The organism is Enterobacter sp. 2VL (assembly GCF_005503595.1).
Taxonomy (GTDB): domain Bacteria; phylum Pseudomonadota; class Gammaproteobacteria; order Enterobacterales; family Enterobacteriaceae; genus Enterobacter; species Enterobacter cancerogenus.
In genome coordinates, this window is sequence record NZ_SCNE01000002.1 from 317,790 (window position 1) to 337,349 (window position 19,560).

The following is a 19,560-nucleotide window of genomic DNA, read 5'->3' on the forward strand; positions in this document are numbered from 1 at the left end:
GCGCAGCGCCACCGGGCAAAAAATCACAACACCGAAGGCACCAGCCCCACCAGCCTGCCCTCTTCCAGCAGCGCCATCGCCTTATCAATGTCCGGCGCAAAGAAGCGATCGTCGTCGTAATGCGTAACATGCTCGCGTAATTCGTGCCGCGCCTGCTCCAGCAGCGGGCTGGATTTCAGCCCTTCACGCAGATCGATCCCCTGACATGCCGCCAGCCACTCAACCGCCAGCACGCCGCGGGTGTTGGACGCCATCTCCCACAGGCGGCGTCCGGCGGCGGGGGCCATCGAAACATGGTCTTCCTGATTGGCTGATGTTGGCAGGCTGTCCACGCTGTGCGGATGCGACAGCGCTTTATTCTCGCTTGCCAGCGCCGCGGCTGTGACCTGGGCGATCATAAAGCCCGAGTTTACCCCGCCGTTACGCACCAGGAACGGCGGCAGTTGGGACATGTGTTTGTCCATCATCAGCGCAACACGCCGTTCGGAGAGGGCACCGATTTCGGCAATCGCCAGCGCAATATTATCCGCCGCCATCGCCACGGGTTCGGCATGGAAGTTGCCGCCGGAAATCACCTCGTTTTCTTCGGCAAACACCAGCGGGTTATCCGACACGGCGTTGGCTTCGACCAGCAGCACCTCTGCCGCCTGGCGCAGCTGCGTCAGGCAGGCACCCATCACCTGCGGCTGGCAGCGCAGCGAGTACGGGTCTTGCACCTTGTCGCAGTTGTGGTGAGATTCCGCGATATCGCTGGAGTCGGTCAGCAGATGGCGGTACATCGCCGCCGCATCAATCTGCCCGCGCTGTCCGCGCACGTCATGAATACGCGCATCAAACGGACGACGAGAGCCGAGCACCGCTTCGGTGGTCAGCGCGCCGCAGACCACCGCAGAGGCGAACAGGTCTTCCGCTTCAAACAGGCCGCGCAGCGCAAAGGCCGTGGAAGCCTGCGTGCCGTTGAGCAGCGCCAGCCCCTCTTTGGCCGCCAGCGTAATCGGCGTTAATCCGGCTTTTTGCAACGCCTCTTTGGCGGGAAGCCATTCCCCCTGCCAGCGCGCCTTCCCTTCGCCAAGCAGCAGCAGCGACATATGCGCCAGCGGGGCGAGATCGCCGGAGGCACCAACCGAGCCTTTCGCCGGGATCCACGGATAAACATTGGCATTCACCAGCGCCATCAGGGCCTGGATCACGCTCAGACGAATGCCGGAAAACCCGCGCGCCAGGCTGTTGATTTTGAGCACCATCATCAGGCGGACAATATTATCGTCCAGCGGCTGGCCGACGCCTGCTGCATGGGAAAGCACCAGCGAACGCTGTAAATTTTCAAGGTCATGCGTTGCGATGCGGGTCTGGGCCAGGAGGCCAAAACCGGTATTGATACCGTAGGCGGTGCGCCCTTCGGCCACGATGGCCTCGACGCAGGCCACGCTGTCGTTAATTGCCGCGTGGGCATTTTCATCAAGCGAAAGGGTCACCGGCTGACGCCAGACGTGACGCAGTTGCTTCAGCGTCAGCGAGCCAGGAGTGAGTGTTAAGGCGTTCATTAATGCTTTCCTTGTGTGGCAGGGACCATCGGCAGGTTGAGCCCCTGCTCTCTGGCACAGTCAATCGCAATCTCGTAACCCGCATCCGCATGACGCATCACGCCGGTTGCCGGGTCGTTGTGCAGGACGCGCGCGATACGCGCGGCGGCTTCATCCGTTCCGTCACAGACGATGACCATGCCCGAGTGCTGGGAGAAGCCCATCCCCACGCCGCCGCCGTGGTGTAAAGAGACCCAGGTGGCGCCGCTGGCGGTATTCAGTAAGGCGTTGAGCAGCGGCCAGTCGGAGACCGCATCGGACCCGTCGCGCATGGCTTCGGTTTCCCGGTTTGGGCTGGCAACAGAGCCAGAATCCAGATGGTCACGACCAATGACAATCGGCGCGGAGACTTCCCCGCTGCGCACCATTTCATTGAACGCCAGACCGAGTTTTTGCCGCCATTCCAGCCCCACCCAGCAGATGCGCGCCGGCAGGCCCTGGAAGTTGATACGCTCGCGCGCCATGTCCAGCCAGCGATGCAGATGTTCATCGTCGGCCACGATCGCTTTCACTTTGGCATCGGTTTTATAGATGTCTTCCGGGTCGCCGGAGAGTGCCACCCAGCGGAACGGCCCGATGCCGCGACAGAACAGCGGGCGGATATAGGCAGGGACAAAGCCCGGGAAGTCAAAGGCGTTTGCCACGCCCATCTCTTTAGCCATCTGGCGGATGTTGTTGCCGTAGTCGAAGGTCGGGATACCGCGCTCACTGAACGCGAGCATGGCAGAGACGTGTTCAGCCATCGAGCGTTTGGCGGCCAGCGCCGTGCCTTCCGGGTCGGTTTCGGCTTTCTGCTGATACTCCTCCCAGCGCCAGCCTTTCGGCAGATAGCCGTGCAGCGGATCGTGCGCGCTGGTCTGGTCGGTGACCAGATCGGGACGCACACCGCGCGCCACCAGTTCAGGGAGGATATCCGCCGCGTTACCACACAAGGCAATCGAAACCGCTTTGCCCTCGGCGGTATATTTCTGGATACGCGCCAGCGCGTCATCCAGATCGTTCGCCTGCTCGTCCACGTAACGGGTGCGCAGACGAAAATCGATACGGCTCTGCTGGCATTCAATATTGAGCGAGCATGCGCCAGCGAGGGTTGCAGCCAGCGGCTGCGCGCCGCCCATGCCGCCCAGCCCGGCGGTCAGAACCCAGCGGCCTTTCAGGGAACCGTTATAGTGCTGACGACCGGCTTCAACGAAGGTTTCGTAGGTGCCCTGCACAATTCCCTGGCTGCCGATGTAGATCCAGCTTCCCGCCGTCATCTGGCCGTACATTGCCAGCCCTCTGGCGTCCAGCTCGTTAAAGTGCTCCCAGGTGGCCCAGTGCGGTACCAGGTTGGAGTTGGCGATCAGCACGCGCGGCGCGTTTTTATGGGTTTTAAAGACGCCGACCGGCTTGCCGGACTGCACCAGCAGGGTTTCGTCGCTTTCCAGATGGGTCAGGGAATCCACAATGGCGTCATAGCATTCCCAGTTACGCGCGGCGCGGCCAATACCGCCATACACCACCAGCTCGTGGGGATTTTCCGCCACCTCGGGATCGAGGTTATTCATCAACATGCGCAGCGGGGCTTCGGTGAGCCAGCTCCTGGCAGTTAGCGTGGTGCCGCGCGGGGCGCGGACATCCTGCTGGCGATATTTATCTGACGACATTGTGTGCTCCTCATACAGGACAGATGATGTATTCAGATATACTTGTATAGACAAGTTCACACAAGGCTGGATTTAACAAAAAAGATACAATTTTGTTATATTGCGTTAGCTATCACGCTTTTTGCTTATGACATAAAGTGGCCCTGCAGCCGGTAGCGATTTCCCGGGAACAGCAGCTTCGCCTGGGAAACGATCTGCGAGGAAGACCAGGTGCGACGCCGGATAAGCAGGCACGGGTCCTGCTCTTTAATCCGCAGCAGCTCGCACTCCTGCGGCATGGCGCGAACGGCCTCGACGATGTGCTCTCCCTCGGTTAAGGGCGCCACGCGTGACAGATAGGCATGCGGCGTGGTTTGGGTGTAATCCTGCTCCAGGTACTCCGGCACGCGCTCGGCGTTGACGCAGCGGTCCTCGATTTGTACCGGAACGTCATTTTCGTAATGCACCATCACCGAGTGAAAAATCCGCGTACCTTCCTTAACGTTCAGCTCCACAGCCTGCTCCGCGCTGGCCTGCGTCGCTTCCAGTACCAGCACGTCGCAGCGGTGCTGGTGGTTACGCGCGGCGATTTCGTCTGCAATGCTGCGGATTTCAAACAGGGCGGACTGCCCTTTGGGTTCGGCGACAAAGGTACCGACTCCCTGCAGACGAACCAGCAGCCCTTCGTCGGTAAGCTCGCGTAACGCACGGTTGATGGTCATCCGGCTAAAGCCAAACTGCGCCACCAGCTCGGCCTCGGACGGAATGCGGTCGTGCGGCTGCCACACCCCCGTGGCGATTTTTTCGCTGATCGCCTGCTTCACCTTTTCATAAAATGGGGCAGGCGGGCTGGGTGGTTCCTGCGATGAGCGTGAAAACATGGTGATTCCTTATAGTGTTATGCCCACCAGTGAGCAATTTGCCAGGCCAGTCGGGCGGCAAGCCGCGCGCCCTGCCCGTCGCGATCGTAGTGCGGGTTAAATTCAACCAGGTCCGCCGCCGCCAGTTTTCCGCTGCGGCAGATCCGTTCGATGACGGGCATCAGATCCCGCGCGGAGACCCCTAACGCCGCCGGCGCCGAGACGGCGGGCATTTCGGCGGCAGGCAGCACATCCAGGTCAATCGTGAGATAGACCCGATCGGCCTGAGCCAGCACCTTTTCCAGCGAGGATAACGCATCGCGCTGAAAACAGAGATCTTCCACCAGCGTGACCCTGAGCCGTTCCGCCTCATCCCACAGCGCCTGGGTGTTTGCCGCACGGCTTACCCCCAGACAGGCGTACTGAAATTCCCGCGACTGCGCGGCGCAGTAGCCTGCAAGCTGTCGAAACGGCGTGCCGGAGGTGGCGCGCTCGGCGTTGCGCAGGTCAAGATGCGCGTCCAGATTGACGATCGCCACGCGCTCGTCCGGGAACGCATCAAGCACGCCGCGCCCGTGCGCCCACGCGGTTTCGTGTCCACCGCCGAACACCAGCGTGCGCATGCCGGATTGCTGGCATAAGGTTACCACATCGCTTAACGTCCGCTGAGCGGCTTCAAGCGCCTCGCCTTCAACCTGAACGTTGCCCACATCCGCAAGGCGTTCATGCCCGGCATGGCTGGCCATATTGGCCAGCGCCGCACGCAGCACATCGGGAGCCTGCGCCGCCCCGGGCCTGCCGCGGTTGCGTTTGACACCCTCATCGCATTCAAAGCCAATCAACGCGATACCTGACGCCTGCGGCGTAAACGGCTCACTCAGATCGATGGTCTGGAAAATACGTTTTGCGTTGCTGGCCTCGGCGCTGTCGTCGCGCCCCTGCCAGACCTGCCCTTGTGCGGGCTGCCACAGCGTCATGATGCTTTCCCCCGAAATACGCGTTGATAAAGCGGGTTGCGCCCCGGTTCGTACACCATCTCCACCGGATGCCGCGCGTCCCAGATGATGAAGTCGGCCACATAACCTGCTTTAAGCTGCCCGTGGGTTTCTCCGCGCCCAAGCGCCCGCGCCGCATGTCGGGTGACACCGGACCAGGCTTCTTCCGGGGTCAGGCCAAACTGAACGCAGGCCATATTCATCGCCAGATGCAGGCTGGCAAAGGGGCTGGTGCCGGGGTTGTAATCTGTCGCGACGGCCATCGGGACGCCCTGCTGTCGCAGCTGTTCAATCGGCGGGCGCTGGCGCTCCTGGAGAAAATAGAATGCACCGGGCAGAAGCACCGCCACCGTGCCGCTGTGTGCCATCGCCTGCACACCCTCTTCATCCAGATACTCAATATGATCGGCGGAGAGCCCGTGATAGCGGCTGACCAGCGCCGCGCCGCCGAGATTCGAGAGCTGCTCGACATGCCCTTTCACCGGAATGCCCAGCGCCGTGGCCGCCTGAAACAGGCGTTCGGTCTGCGCGGGCGTAAACCCGACGTTCTCACAGAATACATCCACCGCTTCGAACAGCCCTTTTTGCCACAGGTCGGGCATGATGTGCTCGCAGACCAGCGTCAGGTAAGCGTCCGGGTCGCCGCGAAACTCCGCCGGTACCGCGTGGGCGGCCAGCAGCGTCGACCCGATCTCAACCGGATTGTCACGGGCAAGCTGGCGCGCCACCTGCAGCATCTTCTCTTCGGCGTCGGCGTTGAGTCCATATCCTGACTTGATTTCAAGAGTTGTCACGCCTTCGCGCATCAAACGCTGCAAGCGCTGTTGGGCCAGCTGCAGTAAGGTTTCCTGCGAGCTGCCGCGTGTGGCCGTGACGGTGGCGTTTATTCCCCCGCCCTGGGCGGCAATCGTCTGGTATGCCACGCCGTTCAGGCGCTGCTCCCACTCCGCCGCGCGGTCGCCGCCAAACACCAGATGGGTGTGGCAGTCGATCAGGCCGGGCGTTACGAGACGCCCTTCAAGATCGATGCAGCCAGGGTGGTCGGCAGGAACATCCTCATCAGGAATGACCGCCAGGAGCGTGTCTTCGCGAACCACCAGCGCGCTGTTGTCGATAAGGCCATAGGGGGCGGGATGGTCAGGATCCATTGTTGCCAGGCGCGCATTACGCCAAATCACATCGTCAGGATGAATCTGCTGCATGGGGCTTCCGCTTGTCATGGGTTGTATAGACATTTATTTTCATCTGGCGGCGACTGTCAACCGACTTCGGGGAAAATGTTATCTATTTGTGACGACTTCCCCGCCTCGCCCGGTGGAAAAATGCAACTTTTACCGTTTTTATCTTCCCGTTTCGCTCAACTTAGTATAAAAAAGCAGGCTATTTCGTCTATCCCGTTAAGACTTGCATACCCAGGAGCTTTACCTTGAACATTTCCAGGATTTCCCGTCTGGCGCTGGCACTCGCATTTGGCGTGACGTTATCCGCATGCAGTTCAACACCACCGGACCAACAGCCTTCTGAGCAGGTTGCGCCGGGAACCGCCTCCCGCCCAATCCTCTCTGCGGATGAAGCGAAAAACTTCAGCCAGGCGCGCTACTTCACGGCAATGGATCCGAATGCCGCCCCCTGGACTCCGTCTTCCATTAATCTGCCTAAGCAGCCCGATTTCGTGGTCGGCCCGGCAGGTGCGCAGGGCGTGACGCACACCTCCATTCAGGCTGCAGTCGATGCGGCGATCACCAAACACAGCGCGTCGCGTCAGTACATCGCGATCATGCCGGGTGAATACGAAGGTACCGTTTACGTACCCGCCGCACCGGGCAGCGTGACGCTGTATGGTCTGGGCGAAAAAGCCATTGATGTGAAAATTGGTCTGGCGATTGATTCTGAAATCGACACCACCACCTGGCGTCATCTGGTGAACCCGGCCGGAAAATACATGCCGGGCAAACCTGCGTGGTACATGTTTGATAACTGCCAGAGCAAACGCACCGCAACCGTGGGCGTGATGTGCTCCGCCGTTGTCTGGTCACAGAACAACGGTCTGCAGCTGCAAAACCTGACCATTCAGAACACCCTGGGCGACAGCGTGGATGCGGGCAACCATCAGGCCGTGGCGCTGCGCAGCGATGGCGACAAGGTGCAGATCAACAACGTGAATATTCTGGGCCGTCAGAACACCTTCTTCGTGACCAACAGCGGCGTGCAGAACACCCTGCAGAATAACCGTCTGACGCGCACGCTGGTGACCAATAGCTACGTTGAAGGCGATGTCGATCTGGTGTCCGGTCGCGGTGCGGTGGTCTTCGATAACACCGACTTCCGCGTGGTGAATTCCCGTACCCAGCAGGAAGGCTACGTGTTTGCGCCGGCGACACAGTCCAACCTGTTCTACGGTTTCCTGGCGGTAAACAGCCGTTTCAACGCCTCCGGTGACGGTGTGGCACAGCTGGGCCGCTCTCTGGATGTCGACGCGGCCACCAACGGCCAGGTCGTGATCCGCGACAGCGTGATCGGCGAAGGCTTCAACGTGGCGAAACCCTGGGCCGATGCAGCCATCTCTAAACGACCCTTCTCCGGCAATACCGGTACCGTGGATGATAAAGGCAACGTGCAGCGCAACCTGAACGACGCAAACTTCAACCGCATGTGGGAATACAACAACCGCGGATTGGGTAGCAAAGTGGTTGCAGAGCCGAAGCAATAAGTCTGATTCCAGACATAAAAAAACCTCGCATTTGCGAGGTTTTTTGTTTTATGACCGTCAGTGCGCGTTAACGACCACCCACATTGGCCCCTGGCCGACGGCATAGCGCCCTTTTTCTTCCAGCAGTCCCTGCACGCCTTTGATTTCATACACCGCAATATGGTGCGATTTCTGCCCTGCGGCAATCAGGAACCGACCACTGTGGTCGACATTAAAGCCGCGCGGCTGGGTTTCCGTTGGCTGGAAGCCTTCAAGAGAAAGGATGCTGCCGTCTTCGGAGACGCTGAACACGGTGATCAGGCTCGAGGTACGGTCGCAGGTATACAGATGGCGTCCGTCCGGAGTGATGTGTATGTCCGCCGCCCAGCGGGTATCGGCGAAGTCAGACGGCATCATATCCAGCGTCTGTACGCACTCAATCTGACCGTTCGGATCGCTCAGTTCCCACACGTCCACGGAACTGTTCAGCTCATTCACCACATACGCATACTGCTGGTTCGGGTGGAAGACCATGTGACGCGGGCCCGCGCCCTCAACGGTGGTGACCTCGGCGGGGGTTTGCGCCACCAGGTGACCATCGTCGCTCAGGGTAAACAGGCAGATGCGATCCTGCTTCAGCGCAGGCACCCACAGGGTGCGGTTGTCCGGCGAGATATTGGCCGAGTGGCAACCTTCCAGCCCTTCCACCACGTCCACCGTTTCAACCGGAATGCCGTCCTGAAGACGCGTCACGCTTACGCAGCCGGCGTTATACGAACCGCTGAAGATAAAGTTGCCTTTACGATCGGTTGAGATGTGTGTAGGGCTTCCCGGCAGCGGTGCTTCGGCGGTATAGGTCAGGGCGCCGTCATCTGGCGAAATGCGGTACGCCAGCACGCGAAACTCCGGGCGCACGCCAACGTAGAGAAAACGTTTATCCGGGCTGACAACCATCGGCTGGACCTGTCCCGGGACATCAACAACCTGCACCAACGTGAGCGAACCTTCGGCATTCAAACTCCAGACGTGGATCTGCTGACTTTCAGGACTGGCGGTATAAACGGTTTGTTTCATGAATACTCCTTTCCTCACTGCGCGTGAAAGTGATTATTTTTAACGGCGAATGCTGAATTGTAGTCCGGAATTTTGCAGCGATCTGCTCTCGGTGTACCATCCCCTGAGACCTTAAATTCAACATTAACCCGGAAGAACAAATGACCTCGCGTGTGATTGCACTGGATTTAGACGGAACACTGCTTACTCCTCAGAAAACCCTGCTCCCCTCTTCTGTCGACGCGCTCAAGCGCGCGCAGGAAGTGGGTTATCAACTCCTGATCGTAACGGGTCGACATCACGTTGCCATCCATCCTTTTTATCAGGCACTGGGCTTAGATACACCTGCAATTTGTTGTAATGGCACTTATTTGTATGATTATCAGGCAAAAAAGGTCCTGGAATCCGATCCGCTTCCTGTCGATCGCGCGCTGCAACTCATTGACCTGCTGGATGAGCACGACGTACACGGCCTGATGTACGTGGACGAGTCCATGATGTACGAGCGCGCCACCGGCCACGTGATCCGCACCAGCAAGTGGGCTTTGTCGCTGCCGGAAGCGCAGCGCCCGGTCTTTACGCAGGTCTCTTCTCTGCGTCAGGCGGCTCAGGAGGTTAACGCAATCTGGAAATTTGCCCTGACGGATGAAGACACCGGCAAACTGAACGCCTTCGCCAGCCGCGTAGAGCAGACCCTGGGGCTGGAGTGCGAGTGGTCCTGGCATGACCAGGTGGACATTGCGCGTAAAGGCAACAGCAAAGGCAAGCGCCTGACGCAGTACGTCGAATCTCAGGGCGGGTCAATGCAGGACGTGATTGCGTTTGGCGACAACTACAACGACATCAGCATGCTGGAAGCTGCCGGTACGGGCGTGGCAATGGGCAATGCCGATGACGCGGTAAAAGCGCGTGCTAACGTGGTGATTGGGGACAACACCGTCGACAGCATCGCGCAATATATTTATACCCACCTGCTGTAATCAGGTGGTGATCGAGACGCTCTTGATTTGCGCGTAGAGCCACAGGCCGGGTTTGATGCCGAGCTCATCCCTGGCCCACGGACTGATGCGCGCCCAGAGCGTCTTGCTGCCCACCTCGAGCTTCACCTCGACCTGCCCGTTATCGTCTAAACACTCTGCCACCTTCGCACGCAAAATATTGCGGATGCTGGTTTGTAGCGGCGGCTGCAGCACTAACGAGACGTCCGAGGCCTGTATACGAATACGCAGCGCAGACTGCAACGGTTTATCGATCCTGTTGACCCACAGATGCTGGTCACCCAGCGCGAGCGCGGTCATGGCATAGTGCGGATGGTGCTCAAGCACGTTGACCTTGAGAATGCTGCTCTGCTGCTCTTTGGGTAGCCACGGGTGCATCACGCTGCTGCCCCAAACCGCCTCCAGATTGCCAAACGCCTTGACGCTGCCGTCTTCCAGCACCAGCACGTTATCTGCCAGATGCAGGATCTCATCCAGCGAATGGCTGACGTACAGCATCGGAATATTGATTTCGCGCGCCAGACGCTGGAGATACGGCAGCAGTTCACGTTTGCGCGGAATGTCCAGCGAAGCCAGCGGCTCGTCGAGCAGCAGCAGCTCCGGCGCGGTCAGCAATGCACGGCCAATCGCCACGCGCTGTTTCTCCCCGCCTGAAAGCGCCGACGGCAGCCGGTCGAGAAGCGGTTCAATCCCCAGCAGCGCCACCAGCTTATCAAACTGCCCGGACATGCTTTTCGCCATGCCGTAGCGCAGATTACCGCGCACGCTGTAGTGCGGGAACAACCGCGCGTCCTGGAACACGTAGCCGATCCGCCGCTTTTCGGGTGCCAGGTAAATCTTGTTTTCCACGTCATTTAAGACGCGGTTATTCAGCACGATGCGCCCGGACTGCGGGCGCGTCAGGCCGCTAATGGCATTGATGAGCGAGGTTTTCCCGGCGCCCGACACGCCAAAAATGGCGGTGATGCCGCTCGCGGGCAGCGTTTCGTTGAGCGTGAGGCAGTGGCTTCCCAGCGTCTGGGTAAAATGAAGTTCCAGCATGATTATTTCCCCATCCGCTCACGGCTAAGGCGCGCCAGCCACTCAGACACCAGCAGCGACGCCAGCGCCAGCACAATGGCGATAATACACAGCCGCGCCGCCGCGCCTTCCCCGCCAGGAGTTTGAATGAGGGTGTACATCGCCGACGGGAGGGTCCGCGTCTCGCCAGGAATATTCGAGACAAAGGTAATGGTGGCACCAAATTCGCCGAGCGATCGCGCGAAGGCCAGCACGGTGCCAACAATAATGCCCGGCAGGGTAAGCGGCAGCGTGATGGTGAAAAAGACCCGCCAGCGCCCCGCGCCCAGGGTGCGGGCAGCCTGTTCCAGTTTGATATCAACGCCTTCCAGCGCCAGGCGAATGGCCCTGACCATCAGCGGGAATGACATCACCGCTGCCGCCAGCACGGCCCCGCGCCAGCTGAAGGCAAACGTCAGGCCGAACCAGTCGTACAGCCGTTCGCCGATAAAACCGCGTCGCCCCATCGAGATCAGTAGCAAATAGCCAACGACCACGGGCGGTAAAACAAGCGGGAGATGAAGCACGCTGTCGAGCAGGGCTTTGCCTGGGAACCGGCAGCGAACCAGTAGCCAGGCAAAGAAGATCCCGAAGGGTAAACTCAGTACAACTGCCAGGGAGGAGACTTTAAGGCTCAGCAGCACGGCCTGCCATTCAGGATCGGTCAACATCATTCGTGAGTCGTAAATCCGTAACGTTTAAAGATGGCTGACGCTTCCGGCCCCTTCAGGTAATCATAAAAGGCCGTTACCGCCGCATTTTTGTGCCCGTCAACAATCGCAACAGGGTATTCCACTTTCTTGTGCGAGTCTTCCGGGAAGGTGCCAACAACTTTTACCCCTTTGCTGGCGACGGCATCAGAGCCGTAGACGATGCCCAGTGGCGCTTCGTTGCGCTCAACCAGCGCCAGCGCGCCGCGGACATCTTCAGCCGGGGCCAGATTCGGCGACAGTGACGCCCACGCGCCCAGCTTCTGCAGCGCCTCTTTAGCATAAATCCCGGCCGGGACATGTGCCGGATCGCCAACGGCCAGTCGACCACCGTTCAGCAGGCGTATCCACGGGGTCTCTTTGCTGATGTTAATGTCGCCCTGCGCGCTGTCTTTCGGTGCCACTACCACCAGGCTGTTGCCCAGCAGCGTTTCGCGGGTGGCGGTATCAACGGATTTTTTCTCTACCACATAATCCATCCACTTCTGGTCGGCGGAGATAAACAGATCCGCAGGCGCACCCGCTTCAATCTGACGGGCAAGGGTGGACGACGAGGCAAACGAGGAGACCACATCAACGTTTTTCTCTTTCTTATATGCGGTCGCGATATCCTGCATAGCATTGGTGAGCGATGCAGCCGCAAAAATCGTGATTTTACCCTCGTCAGCCAGCGCGTGTCCGGCCAGAGAAAGCGTCAGCGTTGCCCCTGCGAAAAGGCGTACCCATGTACCTGCCATTTGTAGCTCCTGTGCATTTCGTTATATACATATAAATATAACGATAACCGCAGGGATATCCTAGCGTTAAATCGTACCGATTAATGAGTAAACCCGGCTACTGCAGAAATAACTATCGGCGGAAAGGGGAAAAACTTGAGAGCAAAACGCCCGGGCTGGCCGGGCGTTCTGAGGGGAATTATTGCTGCTTTTTAGGCTGGTCTCTGTGACCGATGTTCGAAAAGACGTTGAACACTTCACCCAGGCCGTAGATGGCACCGAGGATGATAGCCATCACTACTGGTACCATGATCACGGCGAATACCAGACTCTTCAACAACTCTAACATGGTTTTCTCCAGATTGTGTGAATCGCTTTATTCTACCCTGAACGATAAGAAAAACATCCCCTTTTGTGCGGTGCGCTTTGCGCGCTGCGCCATTTGGGTCACAATACCCTTTTTGCCAGGACATTGTTATGCAGGCCGAAATTCTCCTCACTCTCCGTCTTCAGCAGAAGCTTTTCGCCGATCCGCGACGCATCGCCCTGCTTAAACAAATAGAACAGACTGGTTCAATTAGCCAGGGGGCGAAAAACGCAGGCATCAGCTACAAAAGCGCCTGGGACGCCATCAACGAGATGAACACCCTGAGCGAGCAAACGCTGGTTGACCGGGCGACGGGCGGAAAAGGCGGTGGCGGCGCGGTGCTTACCCGCTACGGGCAACGCCTGATCCAGCTTTACGATCTGCTGGCCCAAATCCAGCAGAAAGCGTTTGACGTGCTGAGCGATGACGACAACGTTCCGCTGGATAGCCTGCTGGGAGCTATTTCGCGCTTTTCGCTGCAAACCAGCGCCCGCAATCAGTGGTTCGGCACGGTCACGGCGCGTGATAATTCGCAGGTTCAGCAACAAATTGAGATCCTGCTTGCCGACGGCACCACCCGCATTAAGGCCGCCATCACCGCGCAAAGCGGCCAGCGCCTGGGGCTGGAAGAAGGCAAAGAGGTGCTGGTGTTACTCAAAGCCCCCTGGGTGAGCATGACCCGCCAGCCGGAGCAGGCTAAAGAGGCGGATAACCAGCTGCAGGGCACCATTAGCCATATTGAACGCGGCGCGGAGCAGTGCGAAGTGCTGATGACGTTGCCCGACGGGCAGATGCTTTGCGCCACGGTCCCACTGCACGACGCGGCGGATCTGGAGGAAGGTGCTGAAGTCACCGCATATTTCAACGCGGACCGGGTGATTATCGCCACATTATGCTAAGCGCATTGACAATCGTGCCGACAGTGGGTATCCCTGACATATATTGCTGCAAAAAATGGGATAAATCATGTCATCATTGCATATTTCGCAAGGCACGTTTCGTCTTAGCGATACCCGAACGCTGTCGCTTCCTGATTTAACGCTGCGTGCCGGTGAGAGCTGGGCGTTTGTCGGCACAAACGGCAGCGGAAAATCGGCTCTTGCCCGCGCGCTGGCCGGAGAGCTTACACAGCTCAAGGGTGAACGCCGCTGTACCTTTACCCGCCTGACGCGCCTCTCGTTCGAACAGTTGCAAAAGCTGGTCAGCGATGAGTGGCAGCGCAACAACACCGATCTGCTTAGCCCCGGAGAAGAAGATACTGGCCGCACCACGGGGGAGATCATTCAGGATGCGGTCAAAGACGACGCGCGCTGCAGGCACCTGGCGGAGCAGTTTGGCATCACCGCCCTTCTCGGGCGCCGCTTTAAATACCTTTCTACCGGCGAGACGCGCAAAACGCTGTTGTGCCAGGCACTGATGAGCGAGCCGGACCTGCTGATCCTCGACGAGCCGTTTGACGGGCTGGACGTGCAGTCCCGCGCCCAGCTGGCGACCCTGCTGGAGAGGCTCAATCAGCAGGGTTACACGCTCGTGCTGGTGCTGAACCGCTTCGATGAGATCCCGGATTTTGTGCAAAACGCAGGCGTGCTGGCCGACTGTAACCTGACCGAAACCGGTGAGAAATCCGCCCTGCTCAAACAGGCGCTGATTGCTCAGCTGGCCCACAGCGAGAAACTGGACGGTATTGCGCTTCCGGAACCGGATACCCTTTCCGCGCGCCACGATTTGGACCCCCACCAGCCGCGCATTGTACTGCGCGACGGTGTGGTGTCGTACGACGATCGCCCTATCCTTAATCATCTGAGCTGGACGGTAAACCCCGGTGAGCACTGGCAGGTTGTTGGCCCTAACGGCGCGGGGAAATCCACGCTGTTAAGCCTGATTACCGGCGATCATCCGCAGGGCTACAGTAACGATCTTACGCTGTTTGGCCGCCGTCGCGGCAGCGGCGAAACCATCTGGGATATCAAAAAGCATATTGGCTACGTCAGCAGCAGCCTGCATCTGGATTATCGCGTCAGCACGACGGTGCGCAACGTGATCCTCTCGGGCTTTTTTGACTCCATCGGCATTTATCAGGCGGTGTCGGATAAACAGCACAAGCTGGCGCAGCAGTGGCTGGATATTCTGGGGATGGATAACCGCGTGGCGGATGCCCCTTTTCACAGCCTCTCGTGGGGCCAGCAACGGCTGGCGCTGATCGTTCGCGCGCTGGTAAAACACCCGACGCTGCTGATCCTCGACGAGCCGTTGCAGGGGCTGGACCCGCTCAACCGTCAGCTGATCCGCCGCTTTGTGGATGTGCTGATTAGCGAAGGCGAGACGCAGCTGCTGTTTGTCTCCCACCATGCGGAAGACGCCCCCGCCTGCATCACCCATCGGCTGGAATTTGTGCCAGACGGCGAGTGCTACCGTTACCTTCTCAGCAAAATCGACTGACCCCGGAGGGCGGTGCCCTCCTCTTTTCAGACTACCTGCAGCACTAAATCTATCTCTTTGATCTATAATGCCCTCTGGCCCCCCGAACAGGTGCGTGAAAACCAGTGTAAGCGATTCCACTATTTTATCCCATGTCACACTTTTGTCGTCTCTGTTATGCTATGGTTAATTCATACCATAAGCCCAATGGAGCGAAATATGCGAGTTCTGGTAACAGGTGGTAGCGGTTACATAGGAAGTCATACCTGCGTGCAGCTGCTGCAAAACGGTCATGATGTCATCATCCTCGATAACCTGTGCAATAGTAAGCGCAGCGTGCTGCCTGTGATTGAACGTCTTGGCGGTAAACAGCCCACTTTCGTGGAAGGCGACATCCGCAACGAAGCGTTGATGACCGAGATCCTTCACGATCACGCGATTGAAACCGTGATCCACTTCGCTGGCCTGAAAGCGGTTGGCGAATCGGTGGCAAAACCGCTGGAGTATTACGACAATAACGTCAACGGCACGCTGCGGTTAATCTCGGCGATGCGCGCGGCGAACGTTAAAAACTTCATCTTCAGCTCATCCGCGACCGTCTACGGCGATCAGCCCAAAATCCCTTACGTTGAAAGCTTCCCGACCGGCACGCCGCAAAGCCCGTATGGCAAAAGCAAGCTGATGGTCGAGCAGATCCTGACTGATTTACAGAAAGCACAGCCGGAGTGGAGCATTGCGCTGCTGCGCTATTTCAACCCGGTCGGCGCGCATCCATCAGGCGATATGGGCGAAGATCCGCAGGGTATTCCCAATAACCTGATGCCGTACATCGCCCAGGTTGCCGTTGGCCGTCGCGAATCGCTGGCCATTTTTGGCAACGACTATCCAACCGAAGACGGTACCGGCGTGCGCGACTATATCCACGTGATGGACCTGGCCGACGGCCACGTGGCGGCCATGCAGCAGCTGGCTGGCAAAGCGGGCGTGCATATTTATAACCTCGGTGCCGGGGTCGGCAGCAGCGTGCTCGACGTGGTCAATGCCTTCAGCAAAGCCTGCGGGAAGCCGGTGAATTACCACTTTGCCCCACGCCGCGACGGCGACCTTCCCGCTTACTGGGCAGATGCCACCAAAGCCGATAAAGAGCTTAACTGGCGTGTCACCCGCACGCTCGATGAAATGGCACAAGATACCTGGCACTGGCAGTCACGCCACCCGCAAGGCTATCCGGACTAAGGATTTGTCATGACGCAATTCAACCCCGTCGATCACCCGCATCGTCGTTTTAACCCGCTCAGCGGGCAATGGATTTTGGTCTCTCCGCATCGCGCCAAGCGCCCCTGGCAGGGGGCGCAAGAGACGCCTGCAAAACAGACGCTGCCCCAGCACGACCCGGACTGTTTCCTCTGTCCGGGCAATACGCGCGTGACCGGTGACAAAAACCCGGACTATAAAGGCACCTTCGTCTTTACCAACGATTTTGCCGCGCTGATGACCGACACGCCGGATGCGCCGGAAAGCCACGATCCGCTGATGCGCTGCGAAAGCGCCCGCGGAACCAGCCGCGTGATCTGTTTCTCGCCGGATCACAGCAAAACGCTGCCGGAGCTGAGCGTGGAGGCGCTTAAAGAGGTGGTCAGCACCTGGCAAGCGCAGACGGCAGAGCTGGGCCAAACCTACCCGTGGGTGCAGGTGTTTGAAAATAAAGGCGCGGCCATGGGCTGCTCCAACCCGCATCCGCACGGCCAGGTCTGGGCGAACAGCTTCCTGCCGAATGAAGCCGAGCGCGAAGATCGCCTGCAAAAAGCCTATTTTGCCGAAAACGGCTCGCCGATGCTGGTGGACTATACCCAGCGCGAGCTGGCCGACGGCAGCCGTACCGTGGTCGAAACCGAACACTGGCTGGCGGTAGTGCCCTACTGGGCGGCGTGGCCGTTTGAAACGCTGCTGCTGCCAAAAGCGCACGTTCAGCGCATCACCGATCTCAGCGATGCCCAGCGCGATGACCTTGCTCTGGCGCTGAAGAAGCTGACCAGCCGTTACGACAATCTCTTCCAGTGCTCCTTCCCGTACTCCATGGGCTGGCACGGGGCGCCGTTCAACGGTGAAGAGAATGCACACTGGCAGCTGCATGCCCATTTCTATCCGCCGCTGCTGCGTTCCGCGACGGTGCGTAAATTTATGGTGGGCTACGAAATGCTGGCGGAAACCCAGCGCGACCTGACGGCAGAACAAGCGGCAGAGCGTCTGCGTGCCGTGAGCGATGTCCACTACCGCGAATCAGGAGTCGAATAAATGAGTCTGAAAGATAAAACACAGTCCCTGTTTGCTGAAAAATTTGGCTACCCTGCCACCCACGTTATCCAGGCCCCCGGGCGCGTGAACCTTATCGGGGAGCATACCGATTATAACGACGGTTTTGTTCTGCCCTGTGCCATCGACTACCAGACGGTGATCAGCTGCGCCACGCGCGACGACCGCACCGTGCGCGTGATCGCGGCAGACTACGACAATGAGATCGACGAGTTTTCTCTCGATGCCCCTGTCGTGACCCACGACACACAACAGTGGTCGAACTATGTGCGCGGTGTGGTGAAGCATCTGCAGCAGCGTAACAAAAATTTTGGCGGCGCAGATTTAGTCATCAGCGGCAACGTTCCTCAGGGGGCGGGCTTAAGCTCGTCGGCCTCGCTGGAAGTGGCGGTCGGTACCGTGTTCCAGCAGCTTTACCATCTGCCGCTGGACGGGGCGCAAATTGCCCTGAACGGCCAGGAAGCAGAAAACCAGTTTGTGGGCTGTAACTGCGGCATTATGGATCAGCTTATCTCCGCGCTGGGCAAAAAAGAGCATGCCCTGCTGATTGACTGCCGCTCTCTCGGCACCAAAGCCGTACCGCTGCCGAAGGGCGCTGCGGTGGTGATTATTAACAGTAATTTCAAACGTACCCTGGTGGGCAGCGAGTACAACACCCGCCGCGAGCAGTGCGAAACCGGGGCCCGCTTCTTCCAGCAGCCCGCGCTGCGCGATGTCACACTCGACGAGTTCAATAAGGTGGCGCACGAGCTGGACCCGACCGTGGCAAAACGCGTGCGTCACGTCCTGACGGAAAACGCGCGTACCGTTGAAGCCGCCTCCGCGCTCGAAAAAGGTGACCTCAAACGCATGGGTGAGCTGATGGCTGAATCTCACGCCTCCATGCGCGATGATTTCGAAATCACCGTTCCGCAGATCGACACCCTGGTCGAGATTGTTAAAGCGGCTATCGGCGATAACGGTGGCGTGCGCATGACCGGTGGCGGTTTTGGTGGCTGTATCGTGGCGCTGATCCCTGAAGACCTGGTGCCTGTGGTCCAGGATGCCGTGGCGAAGCAGTACGAAGCCAAAACGGGCATCAAAGAGACGTTCTATGTCTGTAAAGCCTCACAAGGAGCCGGACAGTGCTAAAAGAGACGCCAAACCTCGCACCGGATGGACTGCCGTATCGCCTGTTAACTCTGCGCAATGAAGCAGGGATGGTGGTGACGCTGATGGACTGGGGTGCCACCCTGCTCTCCGCCCGCGTGCCGATGCCGGATGGCAGCGTGCGCGAAACACTGCTCGGCTGCGCATCACCGGAACAGTATGTTACCCAGACGGCCTACCTTGGCGCGTCGGTGGGCCGTTATGCCAACCGCATTGCGCAGAGCCGTTTCGAACTCGACGGCGTCGGGTATGCCCTCCTGCCAAGCCAGGGTGACAATCAGCTGCACGGTGGACCGGAAGGCTTCGATAAACGCCGCTGGAAAATCGTTCAGCAGAACGACGGGGAAGTATTGTTTTCGCTGGATTCGCCCGATGGCGACCAGGGTTTCCCGGGCGCGCTCTCTGCCTCGGCACGCTTTACCCTGACCGACGATAACCGCATTGCCATTGAGTATCGCGCGACGGTGGATCAACCTTGTCCGGTGAATCTCACCAACCATGCCTACTTCAACCTGGACGGCAACACCAGCGACGTGCGTCAGCACAAGCTGCAGATACTGGCCGATGAATACCTGCCGGTAGATGAGATGGGCATCCCGTATCAGGGGCTAAAAGCCGTAAGCGGCAACAGCTTCGATTTCCGCACGGCTAAGCCTATCGGCCAGGATTTCCTGAGCGATGACGACCAGCGTAAGGTGAATGGCTACGACCACGCCTTCCTGCTCCAGGCGAAAGGCGATGCGCGCCAGCCTGCCGCACAGCTGTGGTCAACCGATGAGAAACTGCAGATGACGGTCTACACCACCGCCCCGGCCCTGCAGTTTTATTCGGGCAATTACCTCAACGGTACTGCGGCGCGCGAGGGAGATGAATACCGTAACTGGCAGGGCGTGGCGCTGGAAAGTGAATACTTGCCCGACAGCCCTAACCACCCGGAATGGCCGCAGCCAGACTGCGTGCTGCGTCCGGGTGAAGAGTACGTCAGCGTGACGGTTTATCATTTTATCCCGCACTGATACTCAACC

18 protein-coding genes are annotated in these 19,560 nt (G+C 58.9%); 8 read left to right on the forward strand and 10 right to left on the reverse strand.

The annotated features are described in order from the left end of the window. Positions 1 to 23 precede the first annotated feature (23 nt). The 5 genes from hutH to hutI form a co-directional block, all read right to left on the reverse strand. Positions 24 to 1,544 (reverse strand): histidine ammonia-lyase, encoded by a 1,521-nt coding sequence (gene hutH / locus FFS28_RS05880; RefSeq protein ID WP_006177248.1) that lies wholly within the window; start codon positions 1,542 to 1,544, stop codon positions 24 to 26. Next, entirely contained in the window at positions 1,544 to 3,229 is a 1,686-nt protein-coding gene (gene hutU / locus FFS28_RS05885; RefSeq protein ID WP_137849031.1) for a urocanate hydratase, read from the reverse strand. Before hutU ends, hutH begins: the two co-directional genes overlap by 1 nt. 125 nt (positions 3,230 to 3,354) lie before the next feature. After that, entirely contained in the window at positions 3,355 to 4,089 is a 735-nt protein-coding gene (locus tag FFS28_RS05890; protein ID WP_137849032.1) for a histidine utilization repressor, read from the reverse strand. Positions 4,090 to 4,106: 17 nt separating this feature from the next. Next, entirely contained in the window at positions 4,107 to 5,045 is a 939-nt protein-coding gene (gene hutG, locus FFS28_RS05895; RefSeq protein ID WP_137849033.1) for a formimidoylglutamase, read from the reverse strand. Continuing rightward, positions 5,042 to 6,265 carry an imidazolonepropionase gene (gene hutI / locus FFS28_RS05900; protein ID WP_137849034.1) on the reverse strand — a complete coding sequence of 408 codons (1,224 nt, stop codon included), beginning with the start codon at positions 6,263 to 6,265 and terminating at the stop codon, positions 5,042 to 5,044. Before hutI ends, hutG begins: the two co-directional genes overlap by 4 nt. Positions 6,266 to 6,489: 224 nt before the next feature. Between hutI and FFS28_RS05905 the strand changes: the two genes are divergently transcribed. Then, on the forward strand, positions 6,490 to 7,773 hold the full coding sequence (locus tag FFS28_RS05905) for a putative acyl-CoA thioester hydrolase (protein ID WP_006177241.1): 1,284 nt from the start codon (positions 6,490 to 6,492) through the stop codon (positions 7,771 to 7,773). Positions 7,774 to 7,830: 57 nt separating this feature from the next. Here the strand turns inward: FFS28_RS05905 and pgl are convergent, their stop codons facing one another. After that, positions 7,831 to 8,826, reverse strand: a complete 996-nt coding sequence (gene pgl, locus FFS28_RS05910) for a 6-phosphogluconolactonase (protein WP_137849035.1) — start codon at positions 8,824 to 8,826, stop codon at positions 7,831 to 7,833. A gap of 140 nt (positions 8,827 to 8,966) precedes the next feature. Between pgl and FFS28_RS05915 the strand changes: the two genes are divergently transcribed. Beyond that, a complete protein-coding gene (locus FFS28_RS05915) occupies positions 8,967 to 9,785 on the forward strand; it encodes a pyridoxal phosphatase (RefSeq protein WP_006177239.1) in 819 nt (272 codons plus the stop codon). Here FFS28_RS05915 and modC read toward each other — a convergent pair whose 3' ends face one another. The 4 genes from modC to FFS28_RS05935 form a co-directional block, all read right to left on the reverse strand. After that, positions 9,786 to 10,844: a molybdenum ABC transporter ATP-binding protein ModC gene (gene modC, locus FFS28_RS05920; RefSeq protein ID WP_137849036.1), complete on the reverse strand. Its 1,059-nt coding sequence runs from the start codon at positions 10,842 to 10,844 to the stop codon at positions 9,786 to 9,788. It lies immediately after the preceding gene. Positions 10,845 to 10,846: 2 nt separating this feature from the next. Beyond that, positions 10,847 to 11,536, reverse strand: coding sequence for a molybdate ABC transporter permease subunit (gene modB / locus FFS28_RS05925; protein ID WP_006177237.1), 690 nt, complete (start codon positions 11,534 to 11,536; stop codon positions 10,847 to 10,849). Beyond that, positions 11,533 to 12,309, reverse strand: coding sequence for a molybdate ABC transporter substrate-binding protein (gene modA, locus FFS28_RS05930; RefSeq protein WP_137849037.1), 777 nt, complete (start codon positions 12,307 to 12,309; stop codon positions 11,533 to 11,535). Before modA ends, modB begins: the two co-directional genes overlap by 4 nt. Positions 12,310 to 12,487: 178 nt before the next feature. Beyond that, a complete protein-coding gene (locus tag FFS28_RS05935; protein ID WP_042321036.1) occupies positions 12,488 to 12,637 on the reverse strand; it encodes an AcrZ family multidrug efflux pump-associated protein in 150 nt (49 codons plus the stop codon). Between the two features lie 128 nt (positions 12,638 to 12,765). Between FFS28_RS05935 and modE the strand changes: the two genes are divergently transcribed. From modE to galM, 6 genes are all read left to right on the forward strand, one after another. Next, positions 12,766 to 13,554, forward strand: coding sequence for a molybdenum-dependent transcriptional regulator (gene modE, locus FFS28_RS05940; RefSeq protein ID WP_137849038.1), 789 nt, complete (start codon positions 12,766 to 12,768; stop codon positions 13,552 to 13,554). A gap of 67 nt (positions 13,555 to 13,621) precedes the next feature. After that, positions 13,622 to 15,094, forward strand: a complete 1,473-nt coding sequence (gene modF, locus FFS28_RS05945) for a molybdate ABC transporter ATP-binding protein ModF (protein WP_137849039.1) — start codon at positions 13,622 to 13,624, stop codon at positions 15,092 to 15,094. A 198-nt stretch (positions 15,095 to 15,292) separates the two neighbouring features. Beyond that, a complete protein-coding gene (galE, locus tag FFS28_RS05950; RefSeq protein ID WP_042321030.1) occupies positions 15,293 to 16,309 on the forward strand; it encodes a UDP-glucose 4-epimerase GalE in 1,017 nt (338 codons plus the stop codon). Positions 16,310 to 16,318: 9 nt separating this feature from the next. After that, positions 16,319 to 17,368, forward strand: a complete 1,050-nt coding sequence (gene galT, locus FFS28_RS05955; protein ID WP_137849040.1) for a galactose-1-phosphate uridylyltransferase — start codon at positions 16,319 to 16,321, stop codon at positions 17,366 to 17,368. Then, a complete protein-coding gene (gene galK / locus FFS28_RS05960) occupies positions 17,369 to 18,517 on the forward strand; it encodes a galactokinase (RefSeq protein WP_101738033.1) in 1,149 nt (382 codons plus the stop codon). Next, positions 18,511 to 19,551 carry a galactose-1-epimerase gene (gene galM / locus FFS28_RS05965; protein ID WP_137849041.1) on the forward strand — a complete coding sequence of 347 codons (1,041 nt, stop codon included), beginning with the start codon at positions 18,511 to 18,513 and terminating at the stop codon, positions 19,549 to 19,551. Before galK ends, galM begins: the two co-directional genes overlap by 7 nt. The last annotated feature ends 9 nt before the right edge of the window (positions 19,552 to 19,560 follow it).

Coding starts and splice junctions, on each gene's coding strand:
- hutH (WP_006177248.1), bottom strand. CDS start 1,544: ATGAACGCCTTAACACTCACTCCTGGCTCGCTGACGCTGAAGCAACTG.
- hutU (WP_137849031.1), bottom strand. CDS start 3,229: ATGTCGTCAGATAAATATCGCCAGCAGGATGTCCGCGCCCCGCGCGGC.
- FFS28_RS05890 (WP_137849032.1), bottom strand. CDS start 4,089: ATGTTTTCACGCTCATCGCAGGAACCACCCAGCCCGCCTGCCCCATTT.
- hutG (WP_137849033.1), bottom strand. CDS start 5,045: ATGACGCTGTGGCAGCCCGCACAAGGGCAGGTCTGGCAGGGGCGCGAC.
- hutI (WP_137849034.1), bottom strand. CDS start 6,265: ATGCAGCAGATTCATCCTGACGATGTGATTTGGCGTAATGCGCGCCTG.
- pgl (WP_137849035.1), bottom strand. CDS start 8,826: ATGAAACAAACCGTTTATACCGCCAGTCCTGAAAGTCAGCAGATCCAC.
- FFS28_RS05915 (WP_006177239.1), top strand. CDS start 8,967: ATGACCTCGCGTGTGATTGCACTGGATTTAGACGGAACACTGCTTACT.
- modC (WP_137849036.1), bottom strand. CDS start 10,844: ATGCTGGAACTTCATTTTACCCAGACGCTGGGAAGCCACTGCCTCACG.
- modB (WP_006177237.1), bottom strand. CDS start 11,536: ATGATGTTGACCGATCCTGAATGGCAGGCCGTGCTGCTGAGCCTTAAA.
- modA (WP_137849037.1), bottom strand. CDS start 12,309: ATGGCAGGTACATGGGTACGCCTTTTCGCAGGGGCAACGCTGACGCTT.
- FFS28_RS05935 (WP_042321036.1), bottom strand. CDS start 12,637: ATGTTAGAGTTGTTGAAGAGTCTGGTATTCGCCGTGATCATGGTACCA.
- modE (WP_137849038.1), top strand. CDS start 12,766: ATGCAGGCCGAAATTCTCCTCACTCTCCGTCTTCAGCAGAAGCTTTTC.
- modF (WP_137849039.1), top strand. CDS start 13,622: ATGTCATCATTGCATATTTCGCAAGGCACGTTTCGTCTTAGCGATACC.
- galE (WP_042321030.1), top strand. CDS start 15,293: ATGCGAGTTCTGGTAACAGGTGGTAGCGGTTACATAGGAAGTCATACC.
- galT (WP_137849040.1), top strand. CDS start 16,319: ATGACGCAATTCAACCCCGTCGATCACCCGCATCGTCGTTTTAACCCG.
- galK (WP_101738033.1), top strand. CDS start 17,369: ATGAGTCTGAAAGATAAAACACAGTCCCTGTTTGCTGAAAAATTTGGC.